Source organism: Mycobacterium heidelbergense, from assembly GCF_010730745.1.
GTDB lineage: Bacteria > Actinomycetota > Actinomycetes > Mycobacteriales > Mycobacteriaceae > Mycobacterium > Mycobacterium heidelbergense.
Genome location: NZ_AP022615.1, coordinates 1689400 through 1706208, shown reverse-complemented (window position 1 = coordinate 1706208; position 16809 = coordinate 1689400). Strand labels below are relative to the sequence as shown.

At 71.0% G+C, this 16809-nt stretch carries 12 protein-coding genes; 6 read left to right on the top strand and 6 right to left on the bottom strand.

The genetic code is table 11. The annotated features are described in order from the left end of the window. The first annotated feature begins 21 nt into the window (after positions 1-21). On the top strand, positions 22-1176 hold the full coding sequence (locus G6N25_RS08115; protein ID WP_083075494.1) for an NAD-dependent formate dehydrogenase: 1155 nt from the start codon (positions 22-24) through the stop codon (positions 1174-1176). Between the two features lie 130 nt (positions 1177-1306). On the opposite strand, the gene G6N25_RS08110 is transcribed toward G6N25_RS08115, so the two are convergent. The 3 genes from G6N25_RS08110 to G6N25_RS08100 form a co-directional block, all read right to left on the bottom strand. Continuing rightward, positions 1307-2749 (bottom strand): lipase maturation factor family protein, encoded by a 1443-nt coding sequence (locus tag G6N25_RS08110; protein ID WP_083075496.1) that lies wholly within the window; start codon positions 2747-2749, stop codon positions 1307-1309. 76 nt (positions 2750-2825) lie between these two features. Next, on the bottom strand, positions 2826-7022 hold the full coding sequence (locus tag G6N25_RS08105; protein WP_083075497.1) for an alpha-(1->3)-arabinofuranosyltransferase: 4197 nt from the start codon (positions 7020-7022) through the stop codon (positions 2826-2828). Between the two features lie 70 nt (positions 7023-7092). After that, positions 7093-7266, bottom strand: coding sequence for a DUF2613 domain-containing protein (locus G6N25_RS08100; RefSeq protein ID WP_083075499.1), 174 nt, complete (start codon positions 7264-7266; stop codon positions 7093-7095). A gap of 133 nt (positions 7267-7399) precedes the next feature. Here G6N25_RS08100 and G6N25_RS08095 point away from each other — a divergent pair, with 133 nt between their 5' ends. The 3 genes from G6N25_RS08095 to G6N25_RS08085 are packed head-to-tail and all read left to right on the top strand — an operon-like array spanning position 7400 to position 10566. Next, positions 7400-8554, top strand: coding sequence for a glycoside hydrolase family 3 N-terminal domain-containing protein (locus tag G6N25_RS08095; RefSeq protein ID WP_083075500.1), 1155 nt, complete (start codon positions 7400-7402; stop codon positions 8552-8554). Positions 8555-8609: 55 nt separating this feature from the next. Further along, a complete protein-coding gene (locus tag G6N25_RS08090; protein ID WP_083075502.1) occupies positions 8610-9260 on the top strand; it encodes a TetR/AcrR family transcriptional regulator in 651 nt (216 codons plus the stop codon). Positions 9261-9276: 16 nt separating this feature from the next. Further along, positions 9277-10566, top strand: coding sequence for a chloride channel protein (locus G6N25_RS08085; protein ID WP_232065722.1), 1290 nt, complete (start codon positions 9277-9279; stop codon positions 10564-10566). 2 nt (positions 10567-10568) lie between these two features. On the opposite strand, the gene G6N25_RS08080 is transcribed toward G6N25_RS08085, so the two are convergent. After that, positions 10569-11420 carry a MaoC/PaaZ C-terminal domain-containing protein gene (locus G6N25_RS08080; protein ID WP_083075503.1) on the bottom strand — a complete coding sequence of 284 codons (852 nt, stop codon included), beginning with the start codon at positions 11418-11420 and terminating at the stop codon, positions 10569-10571. Next, positions 11420-12784, bottom strand: coding sequence for a 3-oxoacyl-ACP reductase (locus tag G6N25_RS08075; RefSeq protein WP_083075505.1), 1365 nt, complete (start codon positions 12782-12784; stop codon positions 11420-11422). The genes G6N25_RS08080 and G6N25_RS08075 overlap by 1 nt, the downstream gene beginning before the upstream one ends. A 130-nt stretch (positions 12785-12914) precedes the next feature. On the opposite strand from G6N25_RS08075, the gene G6N25_RS08070 reads away from it, so the two are divergent. Beyond that, entirely contained in the window at positions 12915-14231 is a 1317-nt protein-coding gene (locus G6N25_RS08070) for an acetyl-CoA C-acetyltransferase (RefSeq protein ID WP_083075506.1), read from the top strand. A gap of 406 nt (positions 14232-14637) precedes the next feature. Here G6N25_RS08070 and G6N25_RS08065 read toward each other — a convergent pair whose 3' ends face one another. Then, entirely contained in the window at positions 14638-16473 is a 1836-nt protein-coding gene (locus G6N25_RS08065; RefSeq protein WP_083075508.1) for an acyl-CoA dehydrogenase, read from the bottom strand. Between the two features lie 194 nt (positions 16474-16667). On the opposite strand from G6N25_RS08065, the gene G6N25_RS08060 reads away from it, so the two are divergent. Next, positions 16668-16808 (top strand): hypothetical protein, encoded by a 141-nt coding sequence (locus tag G6N25_RS08060; RefSeq protein ID WP_158084909.1) that lies wholly within the window; start codon positions 16668-16670, stop codon positions 16806-16808. Position 16809 lies beyond the last annotated feature (1 nt).

The following is a 16809-nucleotide window of genomic DNA, read 5'->3' as shown; positions in this document are numbered from 1 at the left end:
AGCACTTCTAGGGAGGAAACAATGGCCAAATGTGTGATGGTGCTCTACCCGGACCCCGTCGACGGGTACCCGCCGAAATACGCCCGCGACAGCATCCCGACGATCCACAACTACCCGGACGGCAGCACGGTGCCGTCCCCGTCGACGATCGACTTCACCCCCGGTGAGCTGCTCGGCTGCGTCTCCGGTGCGCTGGGGCTGCGCAAGTTCTTCGAGGACGGCGGGCACGAGCTGGTGGTGACCTCGGACAAGGACGGCCCGGACTCGGAGCTCGAACGTGAATTGCCCGACACCGATATCGTGATCTCCCAACCATTTTGGCCGGCGTACCTGACCAAGGAGCGCATCGCCAAGGCGCCCAAACTCAAGCTGGCGCTGACCGCCGGCATCGGCTCCGACCACGTCGACCTCGAGGTCGCCAAAGAGCGCGGGATCACCGTCGCCGAGGTGACCTACAGCAACAGCATCAGCGTCGCCGAGCACGCGGTGATGCAAATCCTCACGCTGGTCCGCAATTTCGTCCCATCGCATCGGTGGGCCGCCGAAGGCGGATGGAACATCGCCGACTGCGTGGAGCGCGCCTACGACCTGGAGGGCATGGACGTCGGGGTGATCGCCGCGGGGCGGATCGGACGCGCGGTGCTGCGCCGCCTGGCCCCATTCGACGTCAAGCTGCATTACACCGACACGCGTCGGTTGTCCCCCCAGGTCGAGAAGGAACTGAACGTCACGTTCCACCCCGACGTCGAGTCGCTGGTGCGCTCCGTCGACGTGGTGTCCGTCCACTCGCCGCTGTACGACGCGACGCGGCGGATGTTCAACGAGAGGCTGCTGGGCACGATGCGGCGCGGCTCCTACATCGTCAACACCGCCCGCGGCGAAGAGACCGTCCCCGAGGCCATCGCGGCCGCGCTCCGCAGCGGCCAGCTCGCCGGTTACGCCGGCGACGTGTGGTACCCGCAACCGCCGCCGGCCGATCACCCGTGGCGGACCATGCCGAATAACGCCATGACCCCGCACGTTTCGGGCACCACGCTGTCGGCCCAGGCCCGGTACGCCGCGGGCACCCGCGAGATCCTGGAATGCTGGTTCGCCGGCCGGCCCATCCGCCCGGAGTACCTGATCGTCGAGGGCGGAAAGCTCGCGGGCACCGGGGCGCTGTCCTACCAGAAGTAGCGCCTCCCGTCCGGCCCAAACCACCTCTGCCACGGGGGTTCTGGGTGCCGTGCCCGCCTCTCCGGTTGTCGCGCTGAGGTGGGCACATCGGGTGCCCCCTCCCGCGCGGAGACGCATGGGGCGGATGTGACTACGGCCGATGGGCCACGTTCCGCAGCGCCATGGGCGGAACGTAGTGACCGATCAGCGTCCGATGCCACCACGCTCGCTCGCGCCGCAGTTCGGCCGCCGTGGTGAAGCGGTACTGGTAAAGCTGCGCGCGCACATACCGCGGTGGCGAATCCGGAAAGGGATTGTGCCGCAACAGGCGAAGCGTCGGCCGATCATTGCACAACAGCCGCTGCAGCAGCGGGATCAGCCAGGGCTGGGCGTAGGCCCGCGAGATGGCCGCGAACCACATCAGCCAGTCCAGGCGCAGGTGATAGGGCGCCCATTGGCGCGGTAGCCGGCGCACGGCGCCGGGCTTGCCCTTGAATTCGTATTCCTTCCAGACGGTGTGCTGGGTGAGCCGCTCCTCCTCGGTGCCCTCGATCACCACCTCGCGGCGCACGCGCCCGATGCTGCCGAAGGCGCCGTAGGTGTTCACCAGGTGAAAGGGGTTGAACGACATGTTCATTCGCTGCCGCGGCGAGAGCATGTTGCGCACCGGCCAGTAGCTCAGGAACAGCACCGCGCCGGTGAACGCGATCACCAGCCCGGCGAACCACGGCGGCGTCGCCGACCACGCCGGATGCGCCGGCACCGGCAGCAGCCGCGCCACCGAGGAGTCGTCGATGGCGCTGAACGCCAAGACGATCGTCACCCAGTTCAGCCAGGCGAAATTGCCGGACGCCACCAGCCACAGCTGGGTCACCACGACGATCCCCGCGGCCACGCCGGCCACCGGCTGCGGCGCGAACAACCCGAACGGCACGACGAGCTGCGCGAAGTGGTTGCCCGCCACCTCGATCCGGTGCAGCGGCCTGGGCAGGTGATGGAAGAACCAGCTCAACGGCCCCGGCATCGGCTGCGTCTCGTGGTGGTAGTACAGGCACGTCAGGTCGCGCCAGCACGGATCGCCGCGCATCTTGATCAGCCCGGCGCCGAACTCGACCCGGAAGAGCAGCAACCGCGCCATCCACAGCGTCAGCAGCGGGGGCGCCACCCGGTCGTTGCCGAGAAAGACCATCAAAAACCCGGCCTCGAGCAGCAGCGACTCCCAGCCGAAGCCGTACCAGGCCTGTCCCACGTTGACGATCGAGAGGTACAGCACCCACAGCGTCAGCCACGCCAGCATCGCGGCCCACAGCGGCGCCAGGTCGGCCATACCGGCGACGACGCCCGCCGACACCGCCGCGCCCAGCCAGGACACGCCCGCGAACACGCGATCGGAATAGCGGAGGTGAAAGAGGCTCGGCGATCGCCAGAACGACTGCCCGGCCAAAAACCGCGGCACCGGCAGGATTCCGTGCTCGCCGATCAACGCCCGGAACTGAAGCGCGGCCCCGACGAACGCGATCAGGTAGACCGCCGCGACGCCGCGCTCCAGCACCAGCCTGCCCAGCCAGTATCCGGGTGCCGAAAACCATCCCATGGCCGTAACTCCCTCGGGCGGCGGCGATCACACCGAGCCGTGTAACCAGTCAACCAGCAGGGAAACCGGTAGCCAACTATTCGTCGCGAGCCCGGGCCGCCCGGCCGGGCATGGTCACCGCCGAAGCCGCCAGGGCGGCGAGCGAAATCAGCGCCAGCAGTTGCACATTCGCGGAATGCCCGGCGTAGCCGTCGACCGAGCGCCAGGGGTGGCGGGACAACACGGCCCCGGCCAGAATCAACCCGCCCGCGCTGAGCGCGACGGTCACGGCGTCGGAGTGGCGGTGGCGCAACGCGTACCGCAGGCCGAGGGCGGCGCCGACCACGACGGCCCCCACCGCGCCCGCGACCACCACCCCGGCGGCCAGCACCGCGACCGCCGCCCAGCCCCCCGACGGCCACGGTCGCGCGGGCGCGTCGTCGCTACCCCCGCGCCGCGTGCGCCACAGCGCGAGCAAGGCCAGCAGCGGCAGCAGCGCCAGCCCGACCGCCAGGCCCGCCCGGTACAGCGAATTGGAGGCGAAGACCAGCGTGATGGTGCCGGGGTCGCCCGGCGGGACCAGCCAGCCCTGCTGCCACCCGTTGACGGCGACCGGCGTCAACCGGGCCCCGCCGCCGGTGCGCGCCACCCAGCCGGGATTGATGCTCTCGGGGATGACCAGCACCCGCGGGGTGGCCGACGCGGGCGCCCGCACCTCGCGCCGGCTCGGACCCCACGCTCCGGTGTCGGCGCGGACCGGGGCGGCGGTGGGCAGGCCGGCGGCCGACGGGGTCGACAGCTGGGCCCCGTCCACGACGAACTGGACGCCCGGGCTGATCAGCAGTTCCTGGCGGCCGGCCGGCAGGGCGATCGGGTCGCGCTCGCAGGGCGCCGCCGCGACGGCGTCGCCGTCCAGCAGCGCGCCCACGGTGGCGCGGATCGAGGTGTGCACGAACCGCCCGGCGACGGCGATGACCGGGCCGTGATCGCAGTCAACAAAGACCTCACGCGCGCGATTGCGGGCGGCGTCGGCGGGCGCGATCGGGTCGCCGTCGGCGCCGAGCACCGCGACCTCGGCCAGCCCCGGCGGCTTGAGCTGGTCGAAACCCAGGGCGTTGCGGTCGATGACGTCTTCCCAGTCGAGCAGGCTGATGGTGACGGTGTCGGTCACCCGGGGCTTGAGCGCCAGGGTTTGCGGCTGGCCGGCCTTCAGCTCGCGGACCTGCGGGCCGTCGCCAAGGTTGACGGCCACCACCGTCGGGTGCGCCGGCAGCGCCGACCGGCTGGGCACCACGCGCAGGCCCGCGACCTCCGTCGCGCGCGGCAGCGTGACGGTCAGCGTCGGTGGGGTCTTGTGTTGCACCACCCGCTGCGGCGCCGTCCACGCGGTGCCGGGGTCGCCGTCGGTGGCCGCATACGCCGAACCCGCAACGTCGACCCCGTCGGAATCGCCTTGCGCGCGAACGGTATTCGACTCGGCGATCAGGTCGGCCAGCTTGGGTCCCTGCCGCGGCCGCACCCACACCGCGGGGGTCACCGACACCGGGGCCGCAACGGTCAGGGTGCGGCTGAAGTTGACCGGCTCCTCCGGTGCCAGCGCCATCGACGCCGCGCAGCGCACGCCGTCGGGCGCGGGGGCGCAGCCCGGCCTGCCGAGCAGTTCCGAACCCAGGTCCCAGCCGGCGATCGCCGACCCCGGCGGCGGCCCGGGCACCTGCACCGTGTGCCGCAGGTCGACCGGGTGGGCGAATCCGGACGCGTCGTACTGGGTGATCGACAGGTCGGTGATGCCGAACTGCACCCCGGGGGAGCCGTCGTCGGTGCCGGCGGCGGTGATCCGCACCCAGGGGGTCTCGCCGTAGGGCAGCGCCGCGGCCAGCGGCTTGCCGGGCTCGTCGAACCGCAGGGTGGTGCTGCCGTTGGCGGTCTCGATCAGGATGCGGCGCACCTGGGCGCCGACGGCGGTCGCGCTCGGCGTGAGGGTGATGGCGCCGTTGGCCACCGGGTGGTCGAAATCCACCCGCAGCCACTGCCCGACGGCGGATTGCAGCGCGCTGGACACCCACGCGGTCCCCGAGTCCCCGTCGATCGCCGCGGCGGGGGACGTCGCCGGCGCGACGTCGGGCATGGCGGTGGAATCCGACGACGAGCTCGACACCGCGATCCGGCCGCCGGTCCAGGCGCCGAACACCGGGTCGGCGCCCGGGACGGGATAGTCGGGCACCCGGTTGTAGGTGTGCCGCGCGTCGCCGGGCGCCCGGATGGCCGACGAATGCTGGTCGACCCGGCCGTAGTCGGTCTCGCGGGCCACCGGGGTGTCGGTGACCGTGACGAGCGGGGCCGGCGACCCGGCGCGTCGGGCGGCCCCAAAATCCGGGGTCATCAGCACCGGGCCCAGCGGGGCCCGGCCCAGCAGCCGTCGCCGCTCGTCGAGGCGCAGCAGCACCTCCGGCCCGCCGTCGACCCGGGGCAACCGGTCGGCGTCGACGAAGTAGGGCGCGCCGGGATTACCGTCCCGGGCGACCCGGTAGATCTCGACCGCGGGGTAGCGCGGGCGCAGCCCGCCGTCCGCGACGAAACCGGCCAGCGTGCCGGGGCCCACCGGCGCGCCGAACTGCGCCACCTTCGGCAGCCCCGGCGAGCCCTCGATGGCCCGGTGCACCAGGATGGGGCGCGCCGAGCGGGACGTCTCGGGGTCCAGGTCGTTGCGCAGCACCACGTACGAAATGCCTTGGCGGGCAAGGGTATCGGCCAGGCCGAGCGAGGGCCGCCCGGCCGCGAACAGGCGTTGCACCGAATCCAGCGCCCGGATGGTCTGCGGAGGGGTCAACGGGATGGAGTCGCGCACGCCCCACGGGCTGCCGCCCAGCACCTGCAGCGGCTCGTCGTGGCTGGTGCCCCACACCTGGGTGGCGAACGGCGCCCCCGGGACCACCAGCACGCGCCCGGGGGTCGGCGTCCCGGTGTTGTGGTGGTCGAGCCAGTCGGCGGCGTCGTGCCAGTACCGCGGTATCGCGACGAACGTGCCGGGCGGGGCGAGCCGGCCGGTCCACGCCAAAGACGTGCTGACCAGCAGCGCCGTCAACACCACGACCGCCACCGCGACCCGCCTGTCGCGCTCGGGGTGGGCGAACGCGCGCAGCCACACCGACAGCGGCGCGCTGCCCGGCCCCCAACCAGGAAGCGGTATCCGGCCCAGCAGCTGGGCGAGGCCCAGCACCACCGGGATCCGGATCACCGACCCCAGCTTGTGCGCGTTGCGCAGCGGCGCCCCGGCGGCGTCCAGGAACGCCTGGACCTGGTGGGCGAACGGCGACCCCAGCCCGCCGCCGTAGCCGGCGGCCATCAACACCACACCGACCAACAGCATCGTCACCAGCCGTCCCCGTGCCGGCATTGCGCGGCCGGCCAGCCCGGCGAGCCCGGCCGCCGCCACCAGGCAGGTGCCCAGGATCGCCGCTGACCCGGTGACCAGCGGCGCGCCGGCGGTGGCCGTCGGCGCCACGAACGGGGTCCAGCTGTCGGTGCCGCGCAGGATCTCCGTCAGCGACGACCACTGCGTCGTCACGCCGGAGGATTCGATGAAGTCCAGGAACGGGGGGCTGACGCCGCGCAGGCACACCAGCGCCACCACCCACCACAGCATGGCCAGGAACAGGGCCAACGCCCACCACGCGGTGTAGCGCCACCACAACCGGTTCGGCCGGTGACACGCCCACCAGATCACCGCCGGCAGGCAACCGGCCAGCGTCGCGATGGCGTTGACCGCGCCCATCAACGCGACGGCCAGCCCGGCCTGCCCGGCCAGCGCCCGCACCGACCTGCCGGACGTCCCCCGCAACGCCAGGATCGTCGGCAGTAGTACCCACGGCGCCAGCATCATCGGCAGGGTTTCCGACGAGATCGATCCCAGGGTGGTCAGCACCCGCGGCGACAGCGCGAACGCCGCCGCGCCGATCACGCGCGACGCCGGGCTGCCGATCCCCAGCGCCTCGGCGACGCGCAGCAGCCCCCAAAAGCCCACGCCGAGCAGCAGCGCCCACCACAGCCGCTGGGTGATCCAGCCGGGCAATCCCAGCACGTGGCCGGCCAGGAAGAAGGCGCCGTGCGGAAACAGGTAGCCGTAGGCCTGATTCTGCGCCTGGCCGAAAGGCAGCTCGCTGTTCCACAGGTTGGTCGCCCGGGCCAGGAAGCGCAGCGGGTTGGCGGTGAGGTCGAGCTTGGTGTCGGGGGAGACCCGCCCCGGGGATTGCGCGAACGTCAGGGCGAGCGCGACCGCGCCGACCAACAGCAACCACCGGCGTGACGGCGGACCGGCCGGCGAGCCCGGGGCCGTTCCCGCGGGCGCCGCCCTGTCCGCGCGGCTAGCTACGGTTGCCGTACTCGACCCGGTTGAGCACTGACGACTGCGGATCGCCCCCGGGCAATGGCGGCTTCGTGTCCTGCTGCACCATCAGGGTGACCCCGAAGACCGCGGCCGCGCCCAGCAACAGACCGACCACCACGCTCGCCGCGGCGGGCGCAACGATCCGGTTCATCGATTGCTCCTCAGGAATTCGCGGTCGTGGCTCGGGGAACCCAAAGCCAACCTAGCAGAACGGCCGCCGCGGCCCGGGGACCGCCGACGCCCCGGAGCCGGGGACGAAACGTCGCCCATGACAACATGGCCCGATGGCTTTTCCGCGCACCCTGGCCGTGCTCGCGGCCGCGTCGGCCCTGGTGGCGGCCTGCGGCCACCACGCCGCGCGGCCCCCGGGCGCCTCGCCGCAGTCCACGCCCGCCGCCAGCAAGCCCGCGCCGCCGGTTTGCGCCGACCCGACCACCCTCCCGGCGACGTTGTCGACCCGCGACAAGCTGGCCCAGCTGCTGATGGTGGGGGTCAAGAACGCCGACGACGCCCGCGCCGTCGTCAACGGCTCCCACGTCGGCGGCATCTTCATCGGCAGCTGGACGGACCTGTCGATCTTCAACGGCCCGCTGGCCGACATCGCGCGCGGCGCCGGGCCGCTGCCACTGGCGGTCAGCGTCGACGAGGAGGGCGGCCGGGTGTCGCGGCTGAAGTCGCTGATCGGGACGGCTCCGTCGCCGCGCGAGCTGGCGCGGACGCAAACCGTCCAGCAGGTCCACGACATGGCGGCCGACCGCGGCAGGAAGATGCGCGACCTGGGCATCACCGTCGACTTCGCTCCCGTCGTGGACGTCAGCGACGAGCCCGACGACGCCGTGATCGGGGACCGCTCGTTCAGCGCGGACCCGGCCACGGTCACCGCCTACGCCGGGGCCTACGCGCAGGGCCTGCGCGACGCCGGGCTGCTGCCGGTGCTCAAGCATTTCCCCGGTCACGGCCACGGCTCCGGCGACTCGCACACCGGCGGCGTGGTGACGCCGCCGCTCAGCGACCTGCAAAACAACGACCTGGTGCCCTACCGGACCCTGGTGACCGCGACCCCCGTCGCCGTGATGGTGGGTCACCTGCAGGTTCCCGGGCTGACCGGCGACGAGCCGGCCAGCCTGAGCCCGGCCGCGCTGCAGCTGCTGCGCACCGGCACCGGCTACGGCGCCCCGCCCTTCACCGGCCCGGTGTTCAGCGACGACCTGTCCAGCATGGCCGCGATCTCCGATCGGTACGGCGTATCCGAGGCGGTGCTGCGCACCCTGCAGGCCGGCACCGACGTCGCGCTGTGGGTCACCACCGACGAGGTCCCCGCGGTCCTCGACCGGCTGGAAAAGGCCGTCGCCGCGGGCGAATTGACCATGCCCGCCGTCGACGCCGCCCTGGTCCGGGTCGCGACGATGAAGGGCCCCAATCGCGGATGTGGCCACTAACGCGCCGCACGGTCGTTACCCTGGGGTCAGATAAACGGACCGGAAAGGCACAACGATGGCGGGTGGTACCAAGCGGCTACCGCGCGCCGTCCGCGAGCAGCAGATGCTCGACGCCGCCGTGCAGATGTTCTCGGTCAACGGCTATCACGAGACCTCGATGGACGCCATCGCCGCCGCGGCGCAGATCTCCAAGCCCATGCTGTACCTGTATTACGGCTCCAAAGAGGACCTGTTCGGCGCCTGCCTGAACCGCGAGCTGGGCCGGTTCATCGACGTGGTGCGCGCCGACATCCGCTTCGGCCAGGGCCCGAAGGACCTGCTGCGCAACGCCATCGTGTCGTTCCTGCGCTACATCGACGCCAACCGGGCCTCGTGGACCGTGATGTACACCCAGGCCATCAGCTCGCAGACGTTCGCCCAGACGGTGCGCGAGGGACGCGGGCAGATCATCGAACTGGTCGCCGGGCTGATGCGGGTCGGCAGCCGCGCCCCGCGGTCGGACCGCGACTACGAGATGATGGCCGTGGCGCTGGTGGGCGCCGGCGAGGCGATGGCCACCCGGCTCACCACCGACGACATCGGCGTCGACGACGCGGCGGGGCTGATGATCGACCTGTTCTGGCACGGCCTCAGGGGCGCGCCGGAGGACCGGGAAGCCGCCGCGGCGCTGCCCAAGGCGGGCAAACCCAGCGCCGCCGCCCGCTAGGCCCTACATTCGTGGGGTGGCCGAACCGGCTCGATTGCGCCCCTCGCCCTCTCGCCGCACGCCCCGCTTCACCCCCGACTTCTTTTGCGCCGTAATAATCGTGGGATTGCTGGCCGGGTTCGCGGGCCTGGCGACGACGGCGGTGCTGCGCTTCGTCGAGCACGCCACCTACCACTACAGCTTCGGCACGTTGCTCGCCGGGATCGCGGGCAGCAGTCCGGTCCGCCGCGTCCTGGGCCCGGTGGTCGGCGGCGCGCTGGCGGGATTCGGCTGGTGGATCCTGCGGCGCAGCACCCGCGTGCCGCCGCTCGCGCAGACCATCGCCGGCCCGGACCGGATCCCGCGGCGGGCGTGGAGCGTCGACGCCGCGCTGCAGGTGCTGCTGGTCGGCTCCGGGGCCTCCCTCGGCCGGGAGGGCGCCCCACGCCAATTCGCCGCGGCCCTAAGCGATTTCGGCACCGCCCGGCTGAAGCGGCTGTCCGGCGACGACCGCCGGATCCTGCTGGCCTGCGCGGCCGGCGCGGGGCTCGGCGCCGTCTACGCCGTTCCGCTGGCCGGCGCCCTGTTCGCCGTCCGGATCATGCTGAACACCTGGCATCCGCGGGCGCTGGGCGCGGCCCTGGTCACTTCCAGCCTGGCCGTCGCGACCTGCTCGGCCGTCACGCACGATCAACCGGATCTGGACTGGCCCAACGCGGAATCGTCGTACGTGTTGACCGCGCACGCACTGATTTTGGCGCCGGTGACCCTCGCGGTCGGGTTGGCGTTCAACCGGCTCATGGCCGCGGCGCGGCCGGCCCGCGTGATGCGAACCTGGGTGCTGATCCCCGCGCTGGCCGCGGCCGGGTTGGTGATGGGCCTGTGCTCGCACTGGTGGCCCGAGTTGCCCGGCAACGGCCGGAGCATCCTGACGGTCAGCCTCGCCAGCGGCATGACGCTGTCCGCGGCGGCCGCGATCCTGGTTCTCAAACCGCTGCTGACGGCGCTGTTCCTGCGCGCCGGTGGGGCGGGCGGAATGCTGACACCCTCGCTGGCCACCGGCGCGGCGGCGGGTTCGGCGCTGGTGTTGGCGATCAATTGGGCGGCCGGGACACAGCTGCACACGCCGGCGGTCTCGCTCGCCGGAGCCGCCGGGGTGCTCGCGGTCACCCAGGGCTCACCGATCTGGGCGGCGATCTTCGTCTGGGAACTCGCCCATCCGCCGCTCTGGTTGTTCCCGATCTTCCTGCTGACCGCTTGCGGCGCATACGGATTGAAGGTCCTCGCGGTGGGGCGTGGGCGCCCCAACCCGACGCACGCGGGCTAGAGCTAGAGCGCCCGGATGCTGCCGGTCAGGTACGGGTATCCCTTGGCGATGTTGCGCAACGAAAGATCCCAGCCGTCGTCGCGGTCATCGATGTAGAGCCCCGTCGTCGCGGGCAGCACCACCGGCTTGCCGAACCGCACCGAATACTCCACCGCGTCCGGAATCCTGGCCTCGATGTTGGCCAATACCGCCGCGGCGCTGTACATCCCGTGCGCGATGACCGTCGGGAATCCGAACAGCCTGGCGGCGATCGGGTTGGTGTGGATCGGGTTGTGGTCGCCGCCGACGACGGCGTAGCGCCGGATGCGGCCGGGCGTGATCCGCAGCACCGCGCTGGGCGGGGGCAGCTTCGGCCGCTTCGGCGGCGGCGGTTTGGGCTCGTCGGACAGGCTGGTGCGTTGCTGGTGCAGGAAGGTGGTCACCTGATGCCACGCGGGGTCTTGGAAATCCCCGCCGACGCTGACGTCCGTCACCAGGTCCACCAGCAGGCCCCTGCGGTGCTCGCGGAGGTTCTCGGCGCGCACGCGCACGCCGACCGTGTCGGTCACCGCGATCGGGCGGCGCTGCGTGATGCGGTTCTCGGTGTGCACCGATCCCATTGCGGCGAAAGGAAAGTCGAAGCCGGTCACCAGCGACATCAGCGCGGGAAAGGTCAGCGCGAACGGGTAGGTCAGCGGCACGTGGTTGCCGTAGCGCAGCCCGGTGACCGCCGCATACTCGGCCACGTTCGCCCGGTCGATGGGTAGTTCCTCGACGGTCACCGTGCGGCCGGGCAGCCGATCGCCGCGCGGCACCAGCGGCAACGCCCCGGCCGCCGCGCGCAGCATGTTCCTCAGGCCGCTCGGCTGGCTCATCATGCGCCCAGCATGGCCTGGCCGCAGACCCGAATCACGTTGCCGGTCACCGCGTTCGACGCCGGGCTGGCGAAGTAGGCGATGGTCTCGGCGACGTCGACGGGCTGCCCGCCCTGCAGCAGCGAGTTCATCCGGCGGCCCACCTCGCGGGTGGCCAGCGGGATCGCCGCGGTCATCTGGGTTTCGATGAACCCCGGCGCCACGGCGTTGATCGTGATGCCCTTCTCGTAGAGCCCGGGCGCCAGCGCCTGGGTGAGCCCGATCATGCCGGCCTTGGTGGTGGCGTAGTTGGTCTGCCCGCGGTTGCCCGCGATGCCGGCCATCGACGACAGCCCGACCACCCGGCCCCCTTCGCCGATGGTGCCGTTGCCGATCAGCCCCTCGGTAAGCCGTTGCGGGGCAAGAAGATTGACGGCAAGGACGGCATCCCAGCGGGCGTCGTCCATGTTGGCCAGCAGCTTGTCGCGGGTGATGCCGGCGTTGTTGACCAGGATGTCGGCGCGCCCCGCGTAGTGGTCGCGCAGGTGCTCGGTGATCGTGTCGACGGCATCGTCGGCGGTGACGTCCAGCCACAGCGCGGTGCCCCCGACCCGGCTGGCGATTTCGGCCAGGGCCTCCGCCGCCGATTCCACGTCGATCGCGACGACGCGGGCGCCGTCGCGGGCGAACACATCGGCGATCGTCGCGCCGATTCCGCGGGCCGCGCCCGTCACGATGGCGACCTTGGAGTCCAGCGGCCGGTCCCAGTCGGCCGGCGGCGTGGAGTCGGCCTCCCCGACGTAGAACACCTGGCCGTCGACGTACGCCGACTTGGCCGACAGGATGAACCGCATCGTCGATTCCAGGCCCGTCGCGGCGGGTTTGGCGGCCGGCGACAGATACACCAGCGCCACGGTGGAACCGTGGCGCAGCTCCTTGCCGAGCGAGCGGGTGAAGCCCTCCAGCGCGCGCTGCGCGATCCGCTCGTCGGTGCTGGCCGCCAGGTCGGGCGTGGTGCCGACGACCACGACGCGCGCGCAGCGGCCCAGGTTGCGCAGGACGGGCGTGAAGAATTCGTGCAAGGCCCCCAGCGCGGCCGGCGCCGTGATGCCGGTGGCGTCGAAAACCAGGCCGCCGAACCGGTCGGCCCAGCGGCCGCCGAGGTTGTTGCCCACCAGGTCGTAGTCCTTGCCCAGCGCCGCGCGCAGCGGCGCGACCACCCTGCCCTCGCCCCCGATCAACAGGGAGCCGGTCAGCGGCGGATCGCCGGGCCGGTAGCGGCGCAGCGTCTCGGGCTGCGGGATGCCGATCTGCCTCGCCAGAAACGATCCGGGGCCGGAGTTGACGACCTGCGAGAACAGATCGGACGTGCGCTTGGGAGCCACCTGAGCCGCCTTCCTTGTGTTTCCAGGTCCGGAACGCCTTACCAGCCAACCGTATCGGGGACGAACTTACTTCAGAGTAAGAACAGTGGGTAGTATGGCCACCGACGGACCGGGAGATTCACGGAGAAGAATGGTGGCCCCTGCTAGTTCTAAGACCAGGCGTCGAGTCGCCGTGCTGGGCGGCAACCGCATCCCGTTCGCGCGATCGGACGGCGCGTACGCCGAGGCGACCAACCAGGACATGTTCACCGCGGTCCTGGACGGGCTGGTGGACCGGTTCGGGCTGGCCGGCGAACGCCTGGGCGTGGTGGTCGGCGGCGCCGTGCTCAAGCACAGCCGCGACTTCAACCTGACGCGCGAATGTGTGCTGGGTTCCGAGCTGTCGTCGTACACGCCGGCGTTCGACGTTCAGCAGGCGTGCGGGACCGGCCTGCAGGCGGCGATCGCCGCGGCCGACGGCATCGCGGCCGGCCGTTACGACGTGGCCGCGGCCGGCGGGGTGGACACCACCTCCGACCCGCCGATCGGCCTCGGCGACAACCTGCGCCGCCAGCTGCTGAAGCTGCGGCGGTCCAAATCCAACCTGCAACGGCTGAGGCTGGTGGGCGCGCTACCCGCCACCCTCGGCATCGAGATCCCGGCCAACAGCGAACCCCGCACCGGGCTGTCGATGGGCGAGCACGCCGCCATCACCGCCAAGCAGCTGGGCATCAAGCGCGTCGACCAGGACGAGCTGGCCGTCGCCAGCCACCGCAACATGGCCGCCGCCTACGACCGGGGCTTCTTCGACGACCTCGTCACGCCGTTTCTGGGGCTGTACCGAGACGACAACCTGCGGCCCGACTCCACCGTGGAAAAGCTGGCCACGCTGCGCCCGGTCTTCGGGGTGAAGGCCGGCGACGCGACGATGACGGCCGGCAATTCGACCCCGCTGACCGACGGTGCCTCGGTCGCGCTGCTGGCCAGCGAGGAGTGGGCGGCCGCGCATTCGCTGGCCCCGCTCGCCTACCTGGTGGACGCCGAGACCGCCGCCGTCGACTACGTCAACGGACGCGACGGCCTGCTGATGGCGCCGACCTATGCGGTGCCCCGGCTGCTGGCCCGAAACGGGCTGAGCCTGCAGGATTTTGATTTCTACGAGATCCACGAGGCGTTCGCGTCGGTGGTGCTGGCGCACCTGCAGGCGTGGGAATCCGAGGAGTACTGCAAGGAGCGGCTGGGCCTCGACGCCGCGCTCGGCCCGATCGATCGGTCCAAGCTCAACGTCAACGGTTCGTCGCTGGCCGCCGGCCACCCCTTCGCGGCCACCGGCGGGCGCATCCTCGCCCAGGCGGCCAAGCAGCTCTTCGAGCGCAAAGGCGAGCACAAAGGCGGCGGGACGGGCCGGGCGCTGATATCGATCTGCGCCGCCGGCGGCCAGGGCGTGGCCGCGATCCTGGAGGCCTGACCGGCCGGGCTCGGCTCGCGGCGTGAGCCCCGCCGGCCGCCCGGATGAATTTGGTCACAGCCGATTACAGACTTGGCCGGCCGGGTACCCCAACGTCCGGATGGCCCCGTGTTGTGGTCTGACCCCCCGACCCCGACGGCAATACGGGGCATCCCTTGGTCGGTCGCCCGGTCGGCGGAAAATCGCACCGGGCGTGCGAAAAGGGCCGCCGCTGGAGTGAGGGGATCCAGCGGCGGTCTTTTTGGCATCTCCCGCCACCCGAACACACAAGACCCCGCTTCGGCGTGGAAGCGGGGAACCTTGCGTTCGCCCTGTGGCCCGATCAGGCGACTCCTGCCGCACGCGGGACAACCCCTCAGCTGCCCCGCGGCCACATCGTCGTCGGCCGTCGGCCCTCAGAAGGCGACTAGAAGGCGGCCTCGTCGAGCTCCATGATGTCGTTGTCCAGCGTCTCGATCACCTCGCGGGTGCTGGTCAGCAGCGGCAGGAAGTTCTTCGCGAAGAACGAGGCCACCGCGATCTTGCCCTCGTAGAAGGACCGCTCCGCCCCGCCGGCGCCGGCGTCGAGCGCCTGCACCGCCACCGCCGCCTGACGCTGCAGCAACCAGCCGATGACCAGGTCGCCGACGCTCATCAGGAAGCGCACCGAGCCCAGGCCGACCTTGTACAGGCTGGTCACATCGTCCTGCGCGGCCATCAGGTAGCCGGTCAGCGTCGCCGCCATCGCCTGCACGTCGGCCAGCGCCTTGGCCAGCAGCTCGCGCTCGGTCTTCAGCCGGCCGTTGCCGGACTCGCTGTTGATGAACGCCTGGATCTCCCCGGAGACGTGGGCCAGCGCCACACCCTTGTCGCGGACGATCTTGCGGAAGAAGAAGTCCTGCGCCTGGATGGCGGTGGTGCCCTCGTAGAGCGAGTCGATCTTGGAGTCCCGGATGTACTGCTCGATCGGGTAGTCCTGCAGGAAGCCGGACCCGCCGAACGTCTGCAGGCTCTCGGTCAGCTTCGCGTACGCCTGCTCGGAGCCCACGCCCTTGACCACCGGCAGCATCAGGTCGTTGATCGTGACGGCCAGGCCGGCGTCCACGCCGTGCAGCGCCTCGGCGACCGCCGCGTCCTGGAAGGTCGCGGTGTAGAGGTACAGCGCCCGCAGGCCCTCGGCGTAGGCCTTCTGCGTCATCAGCGAGCGGCGCACGTCCGGGTGATGCGTGATGGTCACCCGCGGCGCGGTCTTGTCGGTCATCTGGGTCAGGTCGGCGCCCTGCACCCGGGACTTGGCGTATTCGAGGGCGTTCAGGTAACCGGTCGACAGCGTGGCGATCGCCTTGGTGCCGACCATCATCCGGGCCATCTCGATGACGTCGAACATCTGCGCGATGCCGTTGTGCACCTCGCCGACCAGCCAGCCCTTGGCGGGCACGCCGTGCTGGCCGAACGACAGCTCGCACGTCGCCGAGACCTTCAGGCCCATCTTGTGCTCGACGTTGGTCACGAACACACCGTTGCGCTCGCCGAGATCGCCCGTCTCGAAGTCGAACAGGAACTTGGGCACGATGAACAGCGACAGGCCCTTGGTACCGGGACCGGCACCCTCCGGGCGGGCCAGCACCAAATGGACGATGTTCTCGAACAAATCGTCCGAATCGGCGGAGGTGATGAACCGCTTCACGCCGTCGATGTGCCAGGAGCCGTCCTCCTGTTGGACCGCCTTGGTCCGCCCGGCGCCGACGTCGGAGCCGGCGTCCGGCTCGGTGAGCACCATGGTCGCGCCCCAGCCGCGCTCGGCGGCGATCATGGCCCACTTCTTCTGTTCCTCGGTGCCGAGGTGGTAGACGACGTTTGCGAAGCCCGCGCCGCCGCCGTACATCCAGACGGCGGGGTTGGCGCCGAGGATGTGCTCGTGCAGCGCCCACACCAGCGCCTTGGGCATCGGCATGCCGCCGAGCGCCTCGTCGATGCCGGCCTTGTCCCAGCCGGCCTCCTGGACCGCTCGAACGGACTTCTTGAAGGCCTCCGGCAGCGTCACCGAGTGGGTCTGCGGGTCGAACACCGGCGGGTTGCGGTCGCCCTCGACGAACGACTCCGCGACCGGTCCCTCGGCGAGCCGGCTCATCTCTGTCAGCATTTCTTGGACAGTGTCGATGTCGAGGTCGCTGTACTCGCCCTGACCTAACGCCTTGTCAACGCCCAACACCTCGAACAGGTTGAATACCTGGTCGCGGACGTTGCTCTTGTAGTGGCTCACTACGTGTTCCTCCTCGTTGAGAATGCCACTTTGTGGTTGGGTACTCAGTTCTAAGTTACCCACCAGTAACACGACTAAAATATAACCGTTGTCCAGTCCAACGCAAGCGAGTGTGAGCTAAATTTCAACATCTAACTAACCAACCGGTTGGGAAGGCTCGTTTTGCGCGGCTGACCTGCGAGGACGATGTGCCCATGAGCGACGTGAGGCCCGTCACTGCCCTGCCCGTGGTGGACCTGCGGGCGCGTGCGGCGCGGCTGCGGGCCCACCCGGATGTGGCCGCCGCGCACGGGTACTCGTCGAGTAGGGTCGTATGGGCAGAAAGGGGCGACTGAG